Raw genomic sequence first — 20,540 nt, forward strand, 5'->3', positions numbered from 1 at the left:
GAATCGCTCCTTAATTTTCAGACGCTTGCCGCACACTCTGTTCGCCATGCGTCAGATCAATTTCAGTCTGATTTTCATCTTCGGACTCGGCACGGTGTTTTTCACCTTGGAGAACACCAATCCCACCACGGTGAACGTTTTGCCGTGGATGCACTACACCTTGCCTCTGGCCGCTCTGCTGCTGCTATCAGCGGGAATCGGTGCTGCTGCTGCCTGGCTTTTTGCAAGCTGGAGCGGAATGCTCAACACGGTGGAACGCTTAGGCAAAGCCACTGACTTCGAAGCCCAGCAGGTTCGGATTCAAGAATTAGAAACCGACCTCGATCGCTACCGCTCAACGGTGCAGACCCAACTAGGACTCCTGCCCTCAGGCAACAGTGAATCGAACTCAACCTCGGAGGAGAGCCCCACCGTCGACATCGATTCCAAGTTCTAACAAGTGAAAGCTAGACGGTAACAAGCAAGCGAATCTCCAATGGGGACTGGCGTCCCCGGGATTGGGCCGATACCTTTGCATCAGATTGAGGTTTTTTGTGTCTGATGCCGGCCTGACCTCAAAAGCTGATGCCGGCGCCCGTCTTGCGATCCGCCTTCTCCAGGATGCCGCCCAAAGCGGAACACTCGATCCTTGGGATGTCGACGTCATTTCAGTGGTAGACGGATTCTTAGATCAACTCAGACAACGCATCGAAATTCCCAGACGCGTTGCTGCTCAGTTGGGGCAACAGGGAGGAAGCTACGAGCGTGATCTGGCCGAGAGCAGCGAAGCCTTTCTCGCGGCTTCAGTGTTGGTTGGGCTTAAAGCGGAGGTGCTTGAAGCCAGCACCCTCGCTCCAGAACCAATCGTGGAAGACGCCTTCGACGCTGACTTAATGGAGCAGGGTTGGCTGGATCCCCGCTTCAATTTGCCCAGACATCCTGAACGCCACCTCCTAAGGCGTCCTGTTGCTCCGCCTCCCCTAAGGCGGCCAGTCACGCTTGGGGAACTGATCGAACAGCTTGAAACCATTGCCGAGCAATTAGAGACAGACGAACTCGACATGCGCCGGCGTCAGCGTCAGAAGCGCTTTAGCAATCGCGAGGCGATCGCTCAAGTAGCGGCATTGGCCCACCGGGAAAAACTCCCTGAAACCACTGCTGCCTTAGGGGTGTTCTTGAAAGGATGGGAACAGGCCTTGCACTGGATTGATTTCGAGTTTCTCGTCAGCCGCTGGGCAGTGGCTGCTGCGCCTGACCTCGACACAGACCGCGTTGGGGTGTTCTGGGCCCTTTTATTTCTGTCCTCTCAGAGTCAGATCGAACTGGAGCAAGTTGGCTCGCTGCATGCACCCATTCGTTTAAAGCGTCTGCTCGTTGCCGGCGAAATCACTCAGTTGCCGATCAACAGTCTGGAAGTGCCAGATATCACGCCGACCTTGCCCGCGATTGCCGCTTAATCACCCTCGTATGTTGAGGCCTACGTTTTCAAGCTTGGTACGTCAATGAAGGCCATGATCCTGGCCGCAGGCAAGGGAACCCGGGTGCAACCGATCACGCATGTGATCCCGAAGCCGATGATTCCGATCCTGCAGAAACCTGTGATGGAGTTCCTGCTGGAGCTCCTCAAAGAGCATGGTTTCACTGAGGTCATGGTCAACGTGTCTCACTTGGCCGAGGAAATCGAGAACTATTTCCGCGATGGCCAGCGTTTCGGTGTCGAAATCGCCTACAGCTTCGAGGGAAGTATTCAAGACGGCGAACTGATCGGAGACGCCCTGGGGTCTGCGGGAGGCCTCAAAAAAATTCAAGATTTTCAGACCTTTTTTGATGACACCTTTGTGGTGTTGTGTGGTGATGCCCTGATCGACCTCGACCTCACCGAGGCCGTTAAGCGTCATCGTGCCAAAGGGGCTCTCGCCAGTCTTGTCACCAAAACGGTCCCGAAGGACCAGGTGAGCAGTTACGGCGTGGTGGTGAGTGATGACGACGGCAAAATCCAAGCCTTCCAAGAGAAACCCAGTGTTGAGGAAGCTTTAAGCGACACGATTAACACCGGCATCTATCTCTTCGAACCTGAGATTTTTGAGCACATTCCCTCCGGGACATCCTTCGACATCGGAGCTGATCTCTTCCCCGCTTTGGTGAAGGAAGGAGCTCCGTTTTATGCCCTACCCATGGATTTTGAATGGGTCGACATTGGCAAAGTGCCTGATTACTGGCAAGCCATTCGTAGTGTTCTTCAGGGAGAAGTTCGCCAAGTTGGAATCCCTGGGAAAGAAGTCAAGCCCGGAGTGTTTACGGGCCTGAATGTGGCGGCCAACTGGGACAAAATCAATGTTGAAGGCCCGGTCTACGTGGGAGGGATGACCAAAATTGAGGATGGTGCCACGCTGATTGGACCCACAATGATTGGACCAAGCTGCTACATCTGCGAAAGCGCAACCATCGACAACTCGATCATTTTTGATTACTCAAGGATCGGGGCGGGGGTCCAGCTTGTCGAGAAATTGGTGTTTGGCCGCTATTGCGTTGACAAAGAAGGCGATCACATTGATCTCCAGGAAGCGGCACTTGATTGGTTGATCACGGATGCACGCCGCCAGGATTTGGTGGAGCCTTCTCCTCAACAGAAAGCCATGGCAGAACTTCTGGGCACCGATCTCACCCAGGCAAGTTGACGCCTGCTTGATTCAAAATCGCTGGGATGCGTTCCTCTGCTTTGATAGCCATCAAATGGACGCCTTGAGCCACGCCTAGGTATCGCTGAACCTGTTCAGCGGCAATTTGAATTCCCTCTGCCGCCGGGTCTGCCGCGGCCTCCAATCGGGCAATCAGGTTGTCGGGAATACAAGCACCAGGCACCATCCGATTAATAAAACCTGCGTTGCGCGCCGACTTCAGCAAGAACACACCCACGAGGACAGGAAGCTCCATGGGTTCGGCTATCTCACGGCAAAACCGTTCCAACACAGAAGCATCCATCACCATCTGCGTCTGAATAAAACGTGCTCCTGCTGCTTTTTTTCGCTCCATGCGTCGCAGCAAACCTGACCAGCTCGAACACTGGGGGTCAGCCGCCGCGCCAGCGAAGAGGTCAGTCGGACCGTCGGCAAGATCACCCTTCACCGGATCTTCCCCACGATTGAAGGCCGTGACCTGCTGCAGCAATCGCACGGATTCCAGCTCATTCACAGGGCGGGCTTTGGGCTGATCACCAGCACGAACAGGGTCACCTGTGAGGCAAAGGAGATTGCGGATCCCCAAAGCATGGGCACCCAAGAGATCCGCTTGAATCGCAATGCGATTGCGATCTCGACAGGCCATCTGCAGCACAGGCTCGATGCCTTGGTCCAAGAGGAGTCGAGCCACGGCAAGACTGCTCATCCGCATCACCGCACGACTGCCATCCGTGACATTGACGGCATGAACAAGTCCCTTTAAGGCACTTGCCATCTTGAGAGCATGGGATGGGTCTCCACCCCGTGGAGGCATCACTTCAGCCGTAATGGTGATGGCCCCAGCCTCGAGGCTGCTTTGCAGCGCTGAACTCAAATGAACGATCGCTACTACAGAACACTATGGAAGATCAGGTTCTCCATACCTGCTTAAGATGTAAACCATGGTCCTAGAAGAATGGCCATTGGTGAGGACCCCTGTTCAATGACTATTTCCCTCTCCAGCCGTGAAATCGAGATCATCGAGCTGGTAGCCGAGGGGCTGACCAACCAAGAGATCGCTGAACGACTGACGATCAGCAAGCGCACTGTTGACAACCATGTCAGCAACGTGTTCACCAAAACAGGCTCAAAAAATCGCGTGGCCTTGCTCAACTGGGCAATGGATCACGGCAAAATCTGTCGAGACGGCTTCAATTGCTGCACCCTTCCCCCTGATGCCTCCGACGCGACCTGACAGGAAGAGGAATAGGGATTGGGATGTCTGTTAGGGAGCAGCTTGCCAAAGAAAGACCAAACAAACTGGCGTAGGCGAGACAGGCTTCACGATCTAATCCTGTGAAACGCAGGATGCCATCAGAGTCGTATAGACCAAGCATGCCGTCTCCCTCGAGAGTCATCCTCCAAATCTAAAGGAAATCAAAAGAATTTTTAGTTTTCGAGTCGATATTGGTCAATCCAAATTGATCAATCCAATCCTGGGGCCACGTTGAAAACGGCTGATGCGCAAGTGCTGCATTGCTCCAGCGCTGATCCCCTGTGATTTCAAGGCCACACCAGTCGGGGATGGTCAAGGGGCTATCGGGAGCGTCGAGCTCAACCTCAGCAAGGATTAAAGGTGAATTGCTTCCTTCAAAGCAATCAACGACCCAGTCGCCACCTTCCTGTTGGAGGGAATAGCGCGTTTTAACCACGCGATGGGGCGCCAGTGCCCAAAGCTCCTCCGCATCCGTCGCCGGAATGTCGTATTCGAATTCATGGCGAGCAATCCCTGCGGCAGGAGCCTTCAACGTCAGCCATGCCCTGCCATCTGCGCGCAAACGCATGCGAACAGTGAATCCATCTGGCGAGGCGGACAGATATCCCTGTCGCAGAGGTTGAGGGGGTCCCGCCACAAGTCGCCATCTGGGATTTGTGACCAGGAATCGCCGTTCAATCTCCAGTGCCATCTCAGTTTGAGGAGGGAGCACTATCCAGCAAACTCCCCGCCCAGTGAAGTTTGCGTGACAGCGTTCGGTAATAGGAGGGACTTTGCTCCAGCTGCACCATCAACGCATGATGAGCAGCCTGCTGAATCACGCAGCATTCACCTGGACCAAAGACCTCTCCAGCAGACCCATCTTTCCAAAGTTTCACCTGTCTGCTGGCATCACCTAGAGGCCAAATCACAACCCTGGATCGGGGAGGCAACACCACGGCGCGACTCGACAAACTCATTGGACAAATCGGACTGACGACAATTGCATCGATGCCTGGATGCAAGATCGGGCCGCCCGCCGCCATCGCATAACCCGTTGAGCCCGTAGGCGAGGCCAAAATCAAGCCATCTCCACGGACTTGGTCAACAACCTCTCCATCGATCTCCATCTCAAGAATGCAGGTTGGAGACAAATCCTCGTGATAGGGCTTGAGGTAAAGATCATTTAGGGCCCAGTGAATCTCCTGATGGTCAGGAGAGCCATCTTCTATGCCAGAGGTCTGGTCTGACCGCTCCGAACCATGGAGATCACCCATCCGCTGGATCACCGCCTGCAACATCATGCGCCGTTCCAAGGCAAAACGATCTTCCAGCACGCGCTGCCAGAGCCCTTCACTCCGCAGCAAGCCGGGATCATGCGTCAGAAAGCCCAGATGGCCTCCCACGTTGAAACTCAGAATCGGGACATCCAAAACAGCGAGGTGTCGGGCAGCACCAAGCACCGTTCCATCACCACCCAACACCACCGCCAGATCCGGTAGCCGAGGCTCAGAGGCCAGCAACCCAGGGAAAGGGTCTGCCGTCAGGCCACTCATCGCCAGGACGCAAGTCACCCCAATCGATTCAAGCTCATCGGCGCAGCGACGTGCTTCTTTCAATGCCAGTGGGCTATCTGCGCGATAGATCAGCCAGACCCGTTGAAGACGCATAACAGCGTGTCGCTTTTACCAGCGCAAAAGGTTGAAGCGTTCCATGTCAACAGTGACTCTATTTCGGTATAGCGATAACAAGATCGCCAGACCGACAGCAGCTTCAGCTGCTGCAACTGTGATCACAAACACCGAGAACACTTGGCCACGAATGAGTTGGCCATCGACATAGGACGAAAATGCCATCAGGTTGATGTTCACTGCATTGAGCATCAACTCAATGCTCATCAACACTCGGACGGCATTACGGCTGTTGATGAGTCCCCACACCCCTGTACAAAACAGGACTGCTGCCAACAGCAGATAGGCCTGGAGAGGAACGGAACCGGAAAGAAGCTCAGAGAGCATCACAAAAAAGGAGAAAGAATTCAGGCGCGAGGCTGGTCAACAAGTAAGGGGGTGCGTGCCTTCTCAATCAGGCCCTGATCAACCTCTTCTCCGGTAACAGGATCCACAGATTGAACGTCACGACGAGCCAGAACAATCGCTCCAATCATGGCCATCAACAATAAAACAGATGCCAACTCAAAAGGCAGCAAGTAATCGGTAAACAAGTGCTCACCAATTCGCACGGTTGCTTCCTCCCCAATCGGCATTGGGCCCTTGGCCCAGGGAGTGGTAACAACCACACGGGTCAAAAGAGCAAACAGGCCAACACACACGCCCCCAGAGAGAAGACGGCGTATGAGGAGTCCAGGGATCGGAGCCAAATCCTCCTTCTTGTTCACCAACATGATCGCGAACAGGATTAAGACGTTGACGGCACCCACATACACCAGCACCTGCGCCGCTGCCACAAAACTGGCGTTGAGCAGGAGATAGAGACCTGCCACAGCCAAAAACACCCCGCCTAGGAGGAAGGCTGAATAAACGATGTTGCTTAAGAGCACAACACCGAGAGCTCCCAGCACGATGACGGCGCTCAGTACCAAAAAGCTAATGAGCTGCGTTGACGCGGCGATCGTCATCCTGCGCTCTCCTCCTCTTTGGACGCTGATGAAGATGATTCTCTCCCATCCTCGGCAGCCTTGATGGATCCAGCTGCCTTGAGTTCCTCAAGGATTTGCTCAGGGAGCTTCCCCGCTCGGGGACGGTCAGGAGAAACGCCATGGGGATGAACTTCCCCAGCAGGCAAATACACCAGTTCCCGCAAAGGCTGGACCGATGGATCTGTCGTCACACTGGTTGGCAGACGACCTAAAGCAACGTTGTCGTAATTCAGGCTGTGGCGATCGAAGGCGGCCAATTCATATTCTTCAGTCATCGACAAGCAATTGGTGGGGCAGTACTCCACGCAGTTGCCACAGAAAATACAAACTCCGAAATCAATGGAATAGTTGCGGAGCTCTTTTTTCTTCGTCTCCTTGTTCATCACCCAATCAACCACTGGGAGATTGATGGGACACACACGCACACAGACCTCGCAGGCGATGCACTTGTCGAATTCGTAGTGAATGCGTCCTCGATACCGCTCCGAAGGAATCAGCTTTTCGTAGGGGTACTGCACCGTGACTGGACGGCGCTTCATGTGATCGAAGGTGACCGATAGGCCTTGCGTGAGATTACGGGCCGCATCCACTGCATCCCTGGTGTAATCACCAACCTGTTTAAGGAAGCCGAACATGGTTTGGAATCGGGGGAGTGAGCGATCGAGGAATCAAAACCCGGTCTTCATGATGCCCCGGGAATGGGGAAGTGACGAGATCAGCCGCCAAACGCGACCGGGAAGGCCAGCTTGAGGGCTGCTGTGACTAAGAGGTTGACCAAGGCCAGAGGCAACAGGAATTTCCAGCCAAGATCCAACAACTGATCGATCCTGACCCGTGGGGTGGTCCAACGCAAAAGGATTGCGATGAAGACCAGCAGGTAGGCCTTCAGAATAGTCATCACAATGCCCACGGTGCCTGTGATCAGCTGCACCAGAGGCGCGTCAATGGGCTGACCTAACCACGAAGCAAGCCATTCAACCGGGATCGGGAAGCCCCAACCACCCAGATAGAGGATGGAAACGAGCAGAGCCGAAAGAACGAGATTGATGTAACTGCCCAGGTAGAAGAGGGCAAATTTCATTCCCGAGTATTCGGTCTGGTAGCCAGCGACGAGTTCTTCCTCCGCTTCTGGGAGGTCAAAAGGCAGACGCTCACATTCCGCGAGCGCACAGATCCAGAAAATCAAGAAGCCAACCGGCTGGCGCCAGATGTTCCAACTCAGAACACCAGCTCCAGTTTGTTGATTAACGATATCGACGGTGCTTAAGGAATTGCTCATCATCACGACGGCCAGGACGGCCAACGCGAGTGGGATCTCATAACTGATCGACTGGGCTGCCGCACGGAGGCCGCCCAACAACGAATATTTGTTGTTTGAGGCGTAGCCGCTCATCAGAAGGCCAATGGGCTGAACGCTGCTGAGAGAGATCCAAAGGAAAATGCCTACGCCCACATCACTGATCAACAGGTTTTGCCCAAAGGGCACGATCAACCAGGACAAAATGACCGGCACCACCACCAGCACAGGGCCAAGGGTGAAGAGAATGCTGTCTGCACGATCCGGAATGATGTCTTCCTTGACGAGCAGCTTGAGACCATCGGCAAGAGGCTGAAGAACGCCGAGTGCTCCGGCGTACTCAGGCCCGATCCTTTGTTGCACGGCCGCAGAAATTTTTCGTTCAAGCCACACCGTGACCAGAACCCCAACAACGGCGGCCACAAGGACCAGCAACATCGGAAAGGGAAGCCAGAGCATGCGTGCAGCCTGAGCCGAGAGGCCAAGACCCTCCAGCGCCTGACTGAAGCTCTGCTCAAGATCAAGTCCCGGGCTCACCAGAGCCGGCGCGGTGGTGGCGAGGGAAGTCACCATGGTCGGAGAAGAGATAGATGCAACTTAAGCGCCCGCGGCATTCACCCGCTCGTCAGCAGGGACCCAATGACGGGCGGATGTGCCGGTATAGATCTGAGATGGGCGGAAAATTCGATTCGCACCGAGCTGTTCCCTCCAGTGAGCCAGCCAACCAGCCACGCGGGAAATCGCAAACACAGGAGTAAACAAATCTCTTGGAATCCCAAGCTTCCTGTAGACGAGGCCTGAATAGAAATCAACGTTGGGATAAATCCCCTTCGGCCCGAGTCGAATCGCGGCAGCCGTCTCAAGGGAATGGGCCACGTCGTAGAGATCGTCGTGACCAAACCGAGCAAACAATTCCTCAGCCAAGGACTCAAGGATCACTGCCCGAGGGTCTTTAACTTTGTACTCGCGATGGCCAAAACCCATCACTTTGCGTTTGTTCGCTACGGCTGACTCGAGGTACGAGTCGGCCTGTTCCGGAGTCCCGATCTCCTCCAACATCGCGAGTACATCTTCATTCGCGCCGCCATGGAGAGGCCCCGCCAAAGTTCCTACGGCCGACGCCACGACGGCGTAGGGGTCCGTCAACGTGCTTGCCGTCACCCTGGCGCTAAAGGTGCTGGCATTAAGGCTGTGCTCAGCATGAAGGATCAAACAACGATCAAAGATCCGAGAGGCGAGAGGGTCGGGCTCTTGCTCCGTGAGCATGTACAAAAAGTTGGCTGAGTAAGCCAGGTCGTCGCGGGGCTGGATTGGATCCTGGCCTTTACGAATCAACTGAAAGGCCGCCACCATCGTTGGGATCTTGGCAATCAGCCTGACAACAGCGTCGTAGATGTATTGAGGATCATCAATGGCACGACGCGAATAAAAGAGCCCTAAGGAGGCCGCGCTCGACTGGAGAGCATCCATCGGATGCCCGTTGGCAGGGAAACACTTCATCATGTCGCGCACCCGAAAGCTGACGCGACGATGCATCTGCACTTCGTGCTCGAAATCACGAAATTGCTGAGGTGTGGGGAGTTCACCCCAGATCAACAGATAGGTGGTCTCCAGGAAACTGCTGTGGACTGCGAGGTCATCGAGGGAGTAGCCCCGATAGGAGAGACGCCCCTTCAGGCCGTCAATGTCGCAAATCGAGGATTGGGTGGCGGGGACACCCTCAAGACCTGGTCTGAACACCAACCCCGTGCGTTCATGCCGGATTTCGTTACCGCCGGTCTGACTCACCACCACCCACTACAACAACTCATCAACGCAACTTAAACGCAGCCAGGCAACAACAGATGTGGCCTTAGTAACCCCTGCAGCTGCGCTACGCCGCGTGGATCTTGATGGGATCCGTCCCAACGGAGATGACAAAGCCCTGCCTTGCGCAGACGCAGGCCACCAGATCGCGCACCCATCAACACCGCAGCCAGCTGGCTCAAATCAGGTTCGTGCCCCACAAGCAAACACGAGCCTTGCAAGCGCTGAACCAAGGGCCATGGATCCCCTCCAGGCTCAAGACCACTAGCGAGCTCAACCTCAGGAGCCAAACCGCTTTTCACGGCCAGCTCAGCTGTTTCACGCGCCCGACGATAAGGACTGCTGTACAAGCGATCGGCGATCAATCCGAGATCGCGCAGACGGCAGCACACCTTGAATGTGCGCTCGACTCCCAGAGGCGTCAGACAACGATCCGGATGATCCACACCTTGGTGGCGCTCAACCGCGATGCCGTGACGCAACAGCAGCAGGTCAACCAAATCGCAGCTGAGCACGAAGTCGTAAGCGGTTGGAGCCTGCTGGACCAGCGCCCTCCTCTTGATCGGGACCAGCGGCCACAGCAAGTTCCTGCACCGCTGGGAGCAGGGGCCTTCCGGCCACCGACTGAATCAAGCTCCAGGGCCGCCACTTTTGGAGCTGAGCGCGGCTGGGTTCTGTCGCCAATGCCAACTGCTGTGCCAGAGGCGCCGCCCCTTCGTCTTGCAAGGCCCGTAATTGATTCAAACGTGGCTCGAGGGCTGAGTGATTTTGACGCGTTGTCAGAGCATCCAATGTCTGCCCCCACCAGTCTTGGCCGGATTCGCGTTCTAAAGCCACCGCAAGTTGGGCCTGTAGAGAGGCTTCACCCCGCTGACGCTGCCGGGCTAGCCGGGTCCACACCTCAAGAGATGAGCCATCAGAGGGCAGGGCCGAGCGCACGAGGCCCTTGGCCTGGAGGTCCGCATCCACGGCCTCCAAACCGGGCTGATCCGTGGATGTTCCCAACAGCCAGCCCTCTTCTCCCTGCTTCCAAAGCAATGGGCCCGCATCCAACCCCACCACATCGGAAGCCCCCTCGGCTCCAAGCGTTTGAAGACTCTCCTGAAGAACAGGCGCTAACCATTGAGCGACGGGGTCCTCACTTTGAGGGCTTAGGAGACCGGCAGGATCAGAGAGCACAGCCAGGGCCGATGCAGATCCACCAGCGGAACGCATCAAGGACTGCGACAGCATTACCCCTTCCCCTGAACGTCCAAGCGGCTGACGAAAACGCAACAAAGCATCCAGATTGAGAGCAGTCCCTTTGGGTTCCAGTGCTGCCACGAGACCAACAAGGTCATCGCGATCAGAGATGGAGCTCGGCATTCCAAGCCACGTCGCCATCGCGGCGGGATCAGCAGTCAGCAGAGCCGCACCCCGACCGAGCTGCTTCAAATCAGCTACAAGATCTGCATCGCCCAGCTGGTGCAGAGCATCCAGCTGGGACACATCTAGAGACTGCTCAAGTACACCACGACTGGACGCAATCAAAAGCAGGTCATCGTCGATCAAGGCTGTAGCGATGGGCTGTGGCTCTCGACCGAGCAGCGCTCCGCGGCCGCTGATCACACCCATTCCCCGATAGCGACTGATTTGCAGATCGGTTCCAGCCAAACTGCGCGTTTGCCAAAAGCGTTGAAGAAAACGCTTGGCACCGTCTTGATCGAGGCTGGTAAGAGCAAGCACCCAGCCCGCCGGTGCATCGGCGACAGGCGCAATCAAAGAAAGGCTGACCTGGGGACCGATCCAATCCGCGAGTTCTCCAACAAAATCCAAGCCTGCTAACGCAAAGGCGCCATCCCGCAATTGCTGCGTGCTGTCGCGCGCTTGGCGTCGTCGTGACACCGGGGCCACCGCCTGGGCATAAGCAGGCATCCGGCCAGGATCAGTGAGCCAATGCAAGCTGAGCGATGCGTCTCTTGGTACGAACCGAGCTGCTCGTGGCAACACCAGGGGTTGGCCGACAATCTTCAGGGGACTGTGCTGTGCCATCGCCCACCACAAGCCCAATGCGGTGGTGAGCAGCACTAACACCGCTGCAGCGACAGCTAAAAGGAAGGAACGCGCCTTCATGAAGCAGCAGGCGTGGGAATGGCCTCATCTTTGTTCATGATGAATCCCATGACATCCTCTTCACCCCAATCCATCAGCGCAAGAGACCTTCACGAGTGGTTGTCGAGCGGAAACGCCCTTCAGCTCGTTGATGTTCGCGAGCACTCCGAACTGGAGATCGCGCCCTTCCCCGGACAAGTGGAACATCTACCGCTGAGTGAATCAAGTCTCTGGCTTTCCGATCTGCCCACAAGGCTGACAACCAGCAAGCCCATCGTGGTGATTTGTCATGCCGGGATTCGCAGCAGGAACTTTGGCTGCTGGCTCTTAGAGCAAGGAGCGGATTACGACGTCTGGAACTTAGAAGGTGGCATTCATGCCTGGAGTGTGGAGGTCGATCCGAGCGTTCCTCGTTACTGAGCAGCGGTTCATGACAACGCCGCCAATCCAAGAGAAAACCTCCGTACGATCATTGGGCTGATTGTGTGCCTGTGCAGCCGTTGCCCCGCCGACAACAGGAGGTGCTCAAGGCCACGGTGCACCACTACGTTGACACCATTGAGCCAGTGGGGAGTCGAACCCTGGTTCAGAGGTTCGATCTGCATGCCAGTGCTGCCACCGTGCGTTCTGCCATGGGGGCTCTAGAGCAACGGGGTCTTCTCACCCAACCACACACGTCTGCCGGACGGGTTCCAAGCCCCAGTGGATACCGGCATTACGTGGATTGCCTGCTCCCTAGACCCGGGACGATCTCCCAACACCTCGATCAAGAGTTAACCCAACTCAGCCTTCGCTGGGCAGCTCTTGATGATTTGCTTCAAAACATGGCAAGACGGCTCACCGATTTCACGGGACTGATGAGCCTGATCACTCACCCCACGCAAAGGCAACCAGCGTTGGAAGACATCCGACTGGTTCGCAGCGAAGAGCGCTTGCTGGTGATGTTGGTGGAGAATTCCAGCCAAGCCAGTCATCTCAACTTGCGGCTGCCCCATGGCAGTGAGCATCAAATTGAAGCGATGGATCAGTGGGCGCGTCGGCAGCTCGACAGCAATGGCAGTTTGAATTGGAATGCACTTCCAAGAGAACTTCAGGCCTGCGGCAAGGCCCTCCGCGATGCCATTCACAGTCATCAGAGCTTGCAGACCTCACAAGAAACCAAGGCCTTGTTTCATGGAGTGTCTCGGCTCATTGCCGAGCCTGAATTCAGCCAAAGCGCCAAGGTCAGACCACTCCTGGAACTAATGGATCAGAGTCCCGCAGCCCTGACTCTCTCCGCTCCAGGTCCTGGATATGGCGTGTGGATTGGCCAAGAACATCCCGAGCAAGCCCTTCACCACTGCTCAGTGGTCCAAGCCACCTACACAAGCGCCGCTGACGGAGTAGGGCACGTGGCGCTTGTGGGTCCGATGCGCATGGCCTACGCCACAGCACTTGCTGCTGTGAGGAGTGCCGCTCATCATCTCGACTATCTCCTGAACTGACATGGCGTTCCAAGGGAGAGCACTGAAGATACGTCTCGCAATCGTCCTCGGACTAAGCATGGGGGTGCATTGTTTGCCATTTGAGCGGTATCAATCTGACAACGAAACAGGATTGATTTCAGCCGAAAGAGCACCAGGATTGTCTCTATGAGACCGAAAAGTACTAGTGAAAAGATTGATTCGCTACTCAACGAGCTATCCAGCTCTTAGCTACTTGCAAAGACGCTTCACTTAGACGGACCCTCACCTAAAAGCTGCCTTTGCCATTGCAAACGCATTATTTCGACGCCTACTTCTTAGGAGTTTTTAGCAACTCGGAAGCAAAGTCTTCAAAGCTGACTTCCGAGTTTTTCTGCCACGGTATTCACATCTTTGTCACCACGACCAGAACAATTAATCACGATTTCGCTGCCATCAGGAAGCGTTGGGCACAACATGTCCAGCCAAGCAAACGCATGGGCCGTTTCCAACGCTGGGATGATTCCCTCCAACTCACTCACGAGCCGTAACGCTGAGATCGCCTCATCGTCCGTCACGGCACCATATTCAGCGCGGCCAATTTCGCGGAGATAACTATGCTCTGGCCCCACGCCGGGGTAATCAAGACCAGCGCTGATGGAATGCGCTTCCTGCACCTGGCCGTCCTGATCTTGAAGCAGCAAGCTCATCGCCCCGTGCAATACACCCACTCGGCCCTCAGTAATCGTTGCGGCATGACGACCGGTTTCGACTCCATCACCAGCGGCCTCAACGCCAATCAGGCGAACAGAGGTGTCTTGCACGAACGGATGAAAGAGGCCCATTGCATTGGAACCCCCACCCACACAGGCCAACAACACATCAGGGAGCCGCCCAAAGGACTCCATGCATTGCTCACGGGCTTCATTGCCGATCACCGCATGAAAGTCGCGCACCAACATGGGATAGGGATGGGGGCCAGCCACGGATCCCAGGATGTAATGGGTGCTTTCCACATTGGTCACCCAATCGCGGATGGCTTCGCTCGTGGCATCTTTCAAAGTGGCCGTCCCTGCCGTGACCGGCTGAACAGTGGCTCCCAATAAGCGCATTCGGAAGACATTCAGCGCCTGACGACGCATGTCTTCAGCCCCCATGTAAACCACGCACTCCAGGCCGAAACGAGCGCAGACCGTTGCTGTAGCCACACCATGCTGACCGGCACCGGTTTCAGCAATGATCCGCTTCTTGCCCATGCGCAAGGCCAACAAAGCCTGACCGAGGGCATTGTTGATTTTGTGCGCACCCGTGTGATTGAGATCTTCACGCTTCAACCAGATGCGTGGACCACCATCAGAACGGCGGTAATGAGCGGTCAGACGCTCAGCTTCGTAGAGCGGGGTGGCTCGCCCCACATACGATTTCAACAGGCGGTTGAGCTCAGTGGTGAAGGCTGAGTCCTTCCAAGCTTCAGCCGCCGCTTGCTCAAGCTCCGCCAGCGCTGGCATCAGTGTTTCGGGGACGTACTGCCCCCCGTAACGTCCAAACCGGCCATGCGCTTCAGGACGAACCGAAGGCGTCAGGCTGGCGGGATCGGGTGTGCTGGCAGTTGGCAGAGTGCTTGTCACAGGTCTGGCAGGCCGCTGAAACGGCGTCTTGCGATGCGTCAGCGTAAACAGGCGATCACACGATGTCGTGGATCACAGGCCGTAATGCGCAGATCTCGAAACCCAGCCTGCAGAAGGGTGGCGCTCATATCGAGACCGAAATAGTCCTCGATGTAAGGCTCCGTACTCTTCAGGAGGGTCGCAACGGCGGCTGGCAGGCGTTGCAACACCGATGAAGCTGGATCCTGATCCACCATCAGCAGCACGCCCCCAGGCTTAAGAAGACGCGCGGCTTCCGCACAGACCTCACGGGTGGCGTTTTGAGGTAGCTCATGGCAAACGAACTGAAGACTGATGAAATCGAACGTCTCGCTCGCCCAAGCGGTGTGCTCGGCGGCGGCATGGCACCACTCACTGATCAAGCTGTCGCCATCTCTAACCCGTGCCACAGCCAGCATCTCTGGTGAGAGATCTAAACCGATCAGCCGTGGCCTCTTCAGGCCACGTTGATCTGCCCGGTCGTTCAACCAACGGGCAAGCGCTTGGGTGCTGACTCCAACGGAACAACCCAAATCCAAAACTTCGTGGATGGAATCGCTTAGGAGTGGTTCCACCAGCGCATGAATCGCATTGCGGAGTCGCGTCTGAGCCTGCAGCGGTGCCAGCTTTTCCTCAGGCCAAATGCGCAGGGCCATCGCATCGGTGGCTTGCTCAGCCTCCGCTGCTGCCTGCCAGCAGAGGTTGCCCTGCTCATAGGCATGGAAACGCGCTTGGTAATAGGCGGGAGGAACCAGACCCTCGCTACGGCTCTTGGCCAGAAGAGGAGCGGCAGCCTCCCGCAATTCAGAGCGTCGCTTTCGCCATGGAATCCCGTTGCGCTCAGCCGTTCGGATGATCAGCTGTCGCGCTTGAAAAAACAGCGGGCGACGCAAGAGGCGAATGCCGATCAACCGTTCAATCCAACGGCCTAGACCCCGACTGGAATCAGCCCATTGGGGAGCGGGAGCGGTCTCACTCATCGCGAGAAGGGGCAGGATGGGAAGGGATGCGAATGGCTCATGCGCAAGGGAGGCTGGCAGGAATTCAGCAGTGCCGACAGTCTGCAACGCCCCACTGGACCCTCAGCAGGGGCGACACCCAAGGATGAACAGGTCGTTCGGGTACAGCCCACGCGAGGAGGGAAAGGGGGCAAGACCGTCACGGTGATCCGAGGTCTTGAGGTGGATCCAGATGGCCTCAAAGCCCTCTTGAAAAAGTTGAAAACGCGGATTGGCAGCGGCGGCACCGCAAAGGGTGGCGTGATCGAATTGCAGGGTGATCAGGTTGAGCTCAGTCTCGAATACCTCAAGAAAGAGGGATACAAGCCCAAGAGAGCCGGAGGCTGAGACCTCAGCCTCCGGCTTGATGAGGAGATTGGGCAATGGTCGTTTGCGCCACGAGACAATGCCATCATTCGCGTTCCGTTCATGGCCGCCGCCGACAATCCAAAAGCCACCAACATCGTTTGGCACCAGGCCTCGGTCGATCGCGACACTCGCGCTGAGCAACGCGGGCACCGCAGTTCGATCCTCTGGTTTACAGGCTTAAGCGGGGCGGGCAAAAGCACCTTGGCCAATGCCGTGAACGCTGCTTTATTTGAACGCGGACTTGCTACTTACGTGTTGGACGGCGACAACGTTCGCCACGGCCTCTGCAAGGACTTGGGCTTTTCCGACGCCGATCGAGAAGAGAACATCCGTCGCATCGGCGAGGTGGCCAAGCTGTTCCTCGATGCAGGCGTGATCGTTCTGACTGCGTTTGTGTCCCCTTTCCGGGCTGACCGCGACAAAGCCAGGGCCCTTGTCAACGCGGGAGACTTCATCGAGATCCACTGCGCAGCCGATCTCAGCGTTTGCGAAGAACGCGACACCAAAGGGCTCTATGCCAAAGCGCGTGCGGGAGAAATCAAAGAATTCACTGGAATCTCCAGCCCCTATGAGGCACCCGAACAGCCTGAGCTCAACGTCAACACAGGCAACAACAGCCTGGACAGTTGCGTTGAACAGGTCATCCGTTATCTGGTCGACCAAACAATCATTCCTGCGCAGAGCTGATCGTTCTTGAAGGGAGATCAAAGCCCTGACGATCAGCCCAGGCATCGATCAGGGTTTTGATGCAACTGGCCACTGGCACGGCTAGCAACAGACCCAGAAGTTCTCCAAAACCGAATAGACCGCCCGCTCTCGCACCAAGCGGGAGAGCAATCAGCAGCCAAGCCGGCTGCAAGCCAACGATGCTCCCCATCAAGCGTGGCTGGATCACCTGATCCACAATCTGACCTACGCCAATCGCTGCCACCAGAATGGCTAGGCCCATTCCGGGATCTTGCACAGCCAACAAAAGGCTCACCGCAACGATGGTGAAGGCACTGGCGTAGGGGATCAACGTGGTTAAGCCAATCAAGACGGCAAACAACACGCCATAAGGGATCTTCAACAACGTGAATACCGCAATCTGACCGGCGCTCAAAATCAAGGCGAGCACGACCTGACCCGCGAAATAGCCCCGAAAGGTGCGGGTGATTGTGGTCACAACCAGCTGGCGCCACTCTTGCGGTAACCAACGCACCAACCCTGCTGTGATGGACTCTCCTCCCAGCAGAAAGAACACCGCCAGCACCAGGACGATGACGGTATTAATGGTGGTGCCAAGGGTCGCACCAAGGATGCTCAGCAACTGTTGACTGAATTGACTCGCTATGCGACTGACACGCGTCAGCACATCGCTGCTCAGATCTCCGAATTCACTTGGCAAACCACGGGCCATCGCCCATTCCTGGAGACGGCCGATCAACCCTTGGGATGCTTCAAGCCAACCTGGCAAGGCATTGATCAATTGCGCGAGTTGATCAATCAAAAGGGGCACCAACGTCATGCCTGAGATCACCAGGATTCCTACAGCCGCCAAAAAAACAAGGGTGATCGCAAGCCAACTTGGAAGACCCCGGGCACGAAGCCAGCGGGAGGGGATGTTGAGGAGGAAGGCGATCAGAGCCGCCGTCAAGAACAACCCCGGGAAGGGCGCTAGCGGCACAAGCAGCTGACGCAACACAAATAAGTTGAGCGTTAAAAGAGGTAGAGCTAGTCCCCAACGCATCCAGGCAGGACCGAACATCAAACGTTCCGTTGAGAATGAACTGTGAAGCGGACCACGATCGAAGCTGTGTGATCAGCTACTCGACATGGAATCGAGATACGCGTCAGTACCGAGATCGTTGAGGCGGGCATCCTTGTCAACCACCATGTCGTGAAGTTGCTGGCGATACGCCTCCAGTCGTTCCGAGAGGGCCGAATCACTGATTGCCAGAATCTGAGCGGCCAGCAAACCAGCGTTTAAACCTCCTCCGATCGCAACCGTGGCCACAGGGATTCCCCCAGGCATCTGAACGATGGAATGCAGGGAGTCCACTCCCGAGAGAGCTCGACTCTTCACAGGAACACCGATCACAGGAAGTGTGGTGAGTGAGGCCACCATTCCTGGAAGGTGGGCAGCACCGCCTGCCCCAGCAACGATCACCCGGAATCCCAGCTGTTTGGCATGGCGGGCAAAGTCAACCATTTCCAGTGGAGTGCGATGGGCCGAAAGCACACGCACCTCAACCTTGACGCCTAGTTCTTCAAGAGCCGAAACCGCTGGCTTCAGGGTCGGCAAATCAGAATCACTCCCCATGATCACTGCAACACGGGGAGTGGCGACGATTGTGGGCTCCGATGGCTTGGACACAGCAAGCTTGCAGCGAGACTGCCATCGTCCCGCACTGGCATCAAAGGACCATTCCCCATGCGCCGGATCACACACGTCTGTTTGCCCCACAGCACCAATAAGGACGGGCACTCTCAGCAGTGGTGGCTTCAGATCGATCAGCAAAACCGCATTGTTGATCTGGGGCTGATGCCTGATGGGTCTGCCATCGCTGGTGAAAGCTGGCGCGGAGATGTGCTCAGTCCGATGGGTGTGGACCTCCAGATCAATGGAGGCTTGGGACTGCCGTTCCCAGAACTGACAGAGACTGCGTTGCCACAACTCCTGCAACTCCTCGATCAGCTCTGGCGCGATGGCTTGGAAGCGATCAGTCCCACCCTTGTGACGTGCGGCGTTGAGCCCTTGCGCCGAGCCCTTGCTGTGCTCAGGCAGGCCCGTGAAGCTCACCAGCCCTATCGCTGCCAGCTGCTTGGTGCCCATTTAGAAGGCCCTTTTCTTGCCGAATCAAGACGGGGAGCCCATCCGCGCCATCACCTCGCCAGTCCAACCATGGCCGAACTCAAGGCACGCATCAGCGGCTTTGAGCACGAGATTGCCCTAGTCACACTCGCTCCAGAACTCGATGGGGCCGCGGCCTTGATCGACCACCTTTGTGGCCTGGGCATTCGCATGGCCCTTGGTCACAGCACAGCGGATGCAACCACGGCCAACGCAGCGTTTGAAAGGGGCGTAACGATGCTGACCCACAGCTTCAATGCGATGCAGGGGTTGCATCACCGCAATCCCGGACCGATCGGAGCCGCCTGTCTGCGGGATGACATTGCACTCGGCCTGATTGCTGATGGGGTTCACGTGGACCCCACGATGGCGGTGCTCTTGCAGCGACTGGCAGGCGATCAACTCGTGCTCGTGAGCGACGCACTCGCCCCCTACGGATTAAAAGACGGTGTTCACCACTGGGATGAGCGTGCGCTTCTGGTTGCCGATGGCACCTGCCGGCTTGAGGATGGAACCCTTGCAGGCGTGACCTTGCCGCTGCTTGAGGGAGTGAAGCGGCTGGCCCGCTGGAGTTCCCATCCAAGTGCTGCCATTTATGCCGCAACCGTTGCACCCAGGAAGGTCCTCAGTGCCCAAGCAACGTTCCAGATGCTTGGACGCTCTCTGAACGAGCTGTTGCGCTGGCATTGGGATAGCGAGACCAAAACCCTCAGCTGGCAACACGCTGACTAAGATTTCGCGACCCTTCCGTCTGATGCCATGTCACCCGAGTCCCTGCTGGACGACACGCAGGCTGAAAAGCAGGAGGTGAAGGGGTACTTCGAAACCACAGGGTTCGAACGCTGGAATCGCATCTACAGCGAAACAGATGATGTGAACAAGGTGCAGCGCAACATTCGCATTGGTCACCAGAAGACCGTGGATGAGGTGTTGAGCTGGATCAAGGAAAGTGGCGAGCTCAGCGACGTGAGCTTCTGTGATGCGGGGTGCGGAGTCGGCAGTCTCAGCTTGCCTTTAGCAGAGATGGGCGCTGGCTCCATCAACGCCAGCGACATTTCTGAGGCGATGGCGAACGAGGCTCAGCGCCGCGCCGAAGAGGCGGGCTTGAACATGAGCAAGCTCAATTTCTTCGCCAGTGATCTCGAAAGCCTCAGCGGCTCGTTTCATACCGTGTGCTGCCTGGATGTGTTCATTCACTACCCACAACCAGCGGCAGAGGAGATGGTTCGCCACCTCTGCAGCCTCACCGAGCAGAGGCTGATCGTGAGCTTCGCTCCTTACACCCCTTTGCTGGCATTGCTTAAGGGCATCGGACAACTGTTCCCTGGCCCCAGCAAAACCACCCGCGCTTACACCCTGAAGGAAACAGGAATTGTGCAAGCCGCTGAATCCTGCGGATTCAAGCTGATTCGTCGCAGCTTGAACAAAGCACCTTTTTACTTCTCGCGCCTTGTTGAATTCCAAAAGAGCTGATCTCAGGCAATGGATTGCACTCAGCTCGAATCACT

Annotated in this window: 24 protein-coding genes; 10 read left to right on the forward strand and 14 right to left on the reverse strand. The window is 56.4% G+C overall.

The window, feature by feature from the left end; translation table 11 throughout:
* Nucleotides 1-46: 46 nt before the first annotated feature.
* The 3 genes from SynPROS91_RS10920 (at nt 47) to SynPROS91_RS10930 (ending at nt 2,657) form a co-directional block, all read left to right on the forward strand.
* Nucleotides 47-436 (forward strand): lipopolysaccharide assembly protein LapA domain-containing protein, encoded by a 390-nt coding sequence (locus SynPROS91_RS10920; protein ID WP_186519744.1) that lies wholly within the window; start codon nt 47-49, stop codon nt 434-436.
* A 97-nt stretch (nt 437-533) separates the two neighbouring features.
* Entirely contained in the window at nt 534-1,436 is a 903-nt protein-coding gene (locus SynPROS91_RS10925; RefSeq protein ID WP_186516791.1) for a segregation/condensation protein A, read from the forward strand.
* A 45-nt stretch (nt 1,437-1,481) separates the two neighbouring features.
* The gene (locus SynPROS91_RS10930; RefSeq protein ID WP_186516793.1) at nt 1,482-2,657 is read left to right on the forward strand and encodes an NDP-sugar synthase; all 1,176 of its coding nucleotides are present in this window, start codon (nt 1,482-1,484) and stop codon (nt 2,655-2,657) included.
* Here the strand turns inward: SynPROS91_RS10930 and SynPROS91_RS10935 are convergent.
* Nucleotides 2,641-3,531 carry a methylenetetrahydrofolate reductase gene (locus SynPROS91_RS10935; protein WP_186516794.1) on the reverse strand — a complete coding sequence of 297 codons (891 nt, stop codon included), beginning with the start codon at nt 3,529-3,531 and terminating at the stop codon, nt 2,641-2,643. The genes SynPROS91_RS10930 and SynPROS91_RS10935 overlap by 17 nt on opposite strands.
* Nucleotides 3,532-3,612: 81 nt before the next feature.
* On the opposite strand from SynPROS91_RS10935, the gene SynPROS91_RS10940 reads away from it, so the two are divergent.
* Complete coding sequence (locus SynPROS91_RS10940; protein ID WP_186516796.1) at nt 3,613-3,891, forward strand: helix-turn-helix transcriptional regulator; 279 nt, start codon at nt 3,613-3,615, stop codon at nt 3,889-3,891.
* Between the two features lie 172 nt (nt 3,892-4,063).
* Here SynPROS91_RS10940 and SynPROS91_RS10945 read toward each other — a convergent pair whose 3' ends face one another.
* The 9 genes from SynPROS91_RS10945 to SynPROS91_RS10985 all read right to left on the reverse strand — a co-directional run bounded on the left by SynPROS91_RS10945 (nt 4,064) and on the right by SynPROS91_RS10985 (nt 11,765).
* Nucleotides 4,064-4,603, reverse strand: a complete 540-nt coding sequence (locus tag SynPROS91_RS10945) for a CYTH domain-containing protein (RefSeq protein WP_186516798.1) — start codon at nt 4,601-4,603, stop codon at nt 4,064-4,066.
* 1 nt (nt 4,604) lies between these two features.
* Entirely contained in the window at nt 4,605-5,561 is a 957-nt protein-coding gene (locus SynPROS91_RS10950) for an NAD(+) kinase (RefSeq protein WP_186516800.1), read from the reverse strand.
* A 15-nt stretch (nt 5,562-5,576) separates the two neighbouring features.
* On the reverse strand, nt 5,577-5,909 hold the full coding sequence (nuoK, locus tag SynPROS91_RS10955; RefSeq protein ID WP_006854001.1) for an NADH-quinone oxidoreductase subunit NuoK: 333 nt from the start codon (nt 5,907-5,909) through the stop codon (nt 5,577-5,579).
* A 20-nt stretch (nt 5,910-5,929) separates the two neighbouring features.
* Nucleotides 5,930-6,529: an NADH-quinone oxidoreductase subunit J gene (locus SynPROS91_RS10960; RefSeq protein ID WP_186516802.1), complete on the reverse strand. Its 600-nt coding sequence runs from the start codon at nt 6,527-6,529 to the stop codon at nt 5,930-5,932.
* Nucleotides 6,526-7,185 (reverse strand): NAD(P)H-quinone oxidoreductase subunit I, encoded by a 660-nt coding sequence (ndhI, locus tag SynPROS91_RS10965; protein WP_186516804.1) that lies wholly within the window; start codon nt 7,183-7,185, stop codon nt 6,526-6,528. Before ndhI ends, SynPROS91_RS10960 begins: the two co-directional genes overlap by 4 nt.
* 80 nt (nt 7,186-7,265) lie before the next feature.
* The gene (gene nuoH, locus SynPROS91_RS10970; protein WP_186519746.1) at nt 7,266-8,384 is read right to left on the reverse strand and encodes an NADH-quinone oxidoreductase subunit NuoH; all 1,119 of its coding nucleotides are present in this window, start codon (nt 8,382-8,384) and stop codon (nt 7,266-7,268) included.
* Nucleotides 8,385-8,444: 60 nt separating this feature from the next.
* A complete protein-coding gene (locus SynPROS91_RS10975) occupies nt 8,445-9,635 on the reverse strand; it encodes a citrate synthase (RefSeq protein ID WP_370586805.1) in 1,191 nt (396 codons plus the stop codon).
* A 32-nt stretch (nt 9,636-9,667) separates the two neighbouring features.
* On the reverse strand, nt 9,668-10,168 hold the full coding sequence (locus SynPROS91_RS10980; protein ID WP_186516814.1) for a histidine phosphatase family protein: 501 nt from the start codon (nt 10,166-10,168) through the stop codon (nt 9,668-9,670).
* Nucleotides 10,146-11,765, reverse strand: a complete 1,620-nt coding sequence (locus tag SynPROS91_RS10985; protein ID WP_186516816.1) for a DUF3352 domain-containing protein — start codon at nt 11,763-11,765, stop codon at nt 10,146-10,148. The genes SynPROS91_RS10980 and SynPROS91_RS10985 overlap by 23 nt, the downstream gene beginning before the upstream one ends.
* A gap of 48 nt (nt 11,766-11,813) precedes the next feature.
* On the opposite strand from SynPROS91_RS10985, the gene SynPROS91_RS10990 reads away from it, so the two are divergent.
* Both SynPROS91_RS10990 and hrcA read left to right on the forward strand, forming a co-directional pair.
* Nucleotides 11,814-12,164 (forward strand): rhodanese-like domain-containing protein, encoded by a 351-nt coding sequence (locus SynPROS91_RS10990; protein WP_186516818.1) that lies wholly within the window; start codon nt 11,814-11,816, stop codon nt 12,162-12,164.
* 71 nt (nt 12,165-12,235) lie between these two features.
* On the forward strand, nt 12,236-13,228 hold the full coding sequence (gene hrcA, locus SynPROS91_RS10995) for a heat-inducible transcriptional repressor HrcA (protein ID WP_186516820.1): 993 nt from the start codon (nt 12,236-12,238) through the stop codon (nt 13,226-13,228).
* A gap of 329 nt (nt 13,229-13,557) precedes the next feature.
* On the opposite strand, the gene trpB is transcribed toward hrcA, so the two are convergent.
* Both trpB and SynPROS91_RS11005 read right to left on the reverse strand, forming a co-directional pair.
* Nucleotides 13,558-14,814, reverse strand: coding sequence for a tryptophan synthase subunit beta (gene trpB / locus SynPROS91_RS11000; RefSeq protein WP_186516827.1), 1,257 nt, complete (start codon nt 14,812-14,814; stop codon nt 13,558-13,560).
* A gap of 38 nt (nt 14,815-14,852) precedes the next feature.
* Nucleotides 14,853-15,812, reverse strand: a complete 960-nt coding sequence (locus SynPROS91_RS11005; protein WP_186516829.1) for a class I SAM-dependent methyltransferase — start codon at nt 15,810-15,812, stop codon at nt 14,853-14,855.
* Between the two features lie 39 nt (nt 15,813-15,851).
* On the opposite strand from SynPROS91_RS11005, the gene SynPROS91_RS11010 reads away from it, so the two are divergent.
* Together SynPROS91_RS11010 and cysC are read left to right on the forward strand one after the other, a co-directional pair.
* Entirely contained in the window at nt 15,852-16,178 is a 327-nt protein-coding gene (locus tag SynPROS91_RS11010) for a translation initiation factor (RefSeq protein WP_186516831.1), read from the forward strand.
* An 81-nt stretch (nt 16,179-16,259) separates the two neighbouring features.
* The gene (gene cysC / locus SynPROS91_RS11015) at nt 16,260-16,886 is read left to right on the forward strand and encodes an adenylyl-sulfate kinase (RefSeq protein WP_186516833.1); all 627 of its coding nucleotides are present in this window, start codon (nt 16,260-16,262) and stop codon (nt 16,884-16,886) included.
* On the opposite strand, the gene SynPROS91_RS11020 is transcribed toward cysC, so the two are convergent.
* Both SynPROS91_RS11020 and purE read right to left on the reverse strand, forming a co-directional pair.
* Nucleotides 16,867-17,946: an AI-2E family transporter gene (locus SynPROS91_RS11020; RefSeq protein WP_186516842.1), complete on the reverse strand. Its 1,080-nt coding sequence runs from the start codon at nt 17,944-17,946 to the stop codon at nt 16,867-16,869. The two genes, cysC and SynPROS91_RS11020, sit on opposite strands and share 20 nt — an antisense overlap.
* A 54-nt stretch (nt 17,947-18,000) precedes the next feature.
* Nucleotides 18,001-18,555, reverse strand: a complete 555-nt coding sequence (gene purE, locus SynPROS91_RS11025; RefSeq protein WP_255440003.1) for a 5-(carboxyamino)imidazole ribonucleotide mutase — start codon at nt 18,553-18,555, stop codon at nt 18,001-18,003.
* Nucleotides 18,556-18,612: 57 nt separating this feature from the next.
* Here purE and SynPROS91_RS11030 point away from each other — a divergent pair, with 57 nt between their 5' ends.
* Nucleotides 18,613-19,764, forward strand: coding sequence for an amidohydrolase family protein (locus SynPROS91_RS11030; protein WP_186516850.1), 1,152 nt, complete (start codon nt 18,613-18,615; stop codon nt 19,762-19,764).
* Nucleotides 19,765-19,791: 27 nt separating this feature from the next.
* A complete protein-coding gene (bchM, locus tag SynPROS91_RS11035) occupies nt 19,792-20,505 on the forward strand; it encodes a magnesium protoporphyrin IX methyltransferase (protein ID WP_186516852.1) in 714 nt (237 codons plus the stop codon).
* Nucleotides 20,506-20,540 lie beyond the last annotated feature (35 nt).

The organism is Synechococcus sp. PROS-9-1 (genome assembly GCF_014279775.1).
Classification (GTDB): Bacteria; Cyanobacteriota; Cyanobacteriia; order PCC-6307; family Cyanobiaceae; genus Synechococcus_C.

Excerpts from the sequence above, each read along its gene's own strand:
- SynPROS91_RS10940 (WP_186516796.1), top strand. The coding sequence starts at position 3,613 with ATGGCCATTGGTGAGGACCCCTGTTCAATGACTATTTCCCTCTCCAGC.
- SynPROS91_RS10920 (WP_186519744.1), top strand. The coding sequence starts at position 47 with ATGCGTCAGATCAATTTCAGTCTGATTTTCATCTTCGGACTCGGCACG.
- SynPROS91_RS11030 (WP_186516850.1), top strand. The coding sequence starts at position 18,613 with ATGCGCCGGATCACACACGTCTGTTTGCCCCACAGCACCAATAAGGAC.
- nuoK (WP_006854001.1), bottom strand. The coding sequence starts at position 5,909 with ATGCTCTCTGAGCTTCTTTCCGGTTCCGTTCCTCTCCAGGCCTATCTG.
- SynPROS91_RS10960 (WP_186516802.1), bottom strand. The coding sequence starts at position 6,529 with ATGACGATCGCCGCGTCAACGCAGCTCATTAGCTTTTTGGTACTGAGC.
- SynPROS91_RS10950 (WP_186516800.1), bottom strand. The coding sequence starts at position 5,561 with ATGCGTCTTCAACGGGTCTGGCTGATCTATCGCGCAGATAGCCCACTG.
- SynPROS91_RS11010 (WP_186516831.1), top strand. The coding sequence starts at position 15,852 with ATGCGCAAGGGAGGCTGGCAGGAATTCAGCAGTGCCGACAGTCTGCAA.
- SynPROS91_RS10930 (WP_186516793.1), top strand. The coding sequence starts at position 1,482 with ATGAAGGCCATGATCCTGGCCGCAGGCAAGGGAACCCGGGTGCAACCG.
- SynPROS91_RS10945 (WP_186516798.1), bottom strand. The coding sequence starts at position 4,603 with ATGGCACTGGAGATTGAACGGCGATTCCTGGTCACAAATCCCAGATGG.
- ndhI (WP_186516804.1), bottom strand. The coding sequence starts at position 7,185 with ATGTTCGGCTTCCTTAAACAGGTTGGTGATTACACCAGGGATGCAGTG.
- SynPROS91_RS11005 (WP_186516829.1), bottom strand. The coding sequence starts at position 15,812 with ATGAGTGAGACCGCTCCCGCTCCCCAATGGGCTGATTCCAGTCGGGGT.
- cysC (WP_186516833.1), top strand. The coding sequence starts at position 16,260 with ATGGCCGCCGCCGACAATCCAAAAGCCACCAACATCGTTTGGCACCAG.
- SynPROS91_RS11020 (WP_186516842.1), bottom strand. The coding sequence starts at position 17,946 with ATGTTCGGTCCTGCCTGGATGCGTTGGGGACTAGCTCTACCTCTTTTA.
- bchM (WP_186516852.1), top strand. The coding sequence starts at position 19,792 with ATGTCACCCGAGTCCCTGCTGGACGACACGCAGGCTGAAAAGCAGGAG.
- SynPROS91_RS10985 (WP_186516816.1), bottom strand. The coding sequence starts at position 11,765 with ATGAAGGCGCGTTCCTTCCTTTTAGCTGTCGCTGCAGCGGTGTTAGTG.
- SynPROS91_RS10990 (WP_186516818.1), top strand. The coding sequence starts at position 11,814 with ATGACATCCTCTTCACCCCAATCCATCAGCGCAAGAGACCTTCACGAG.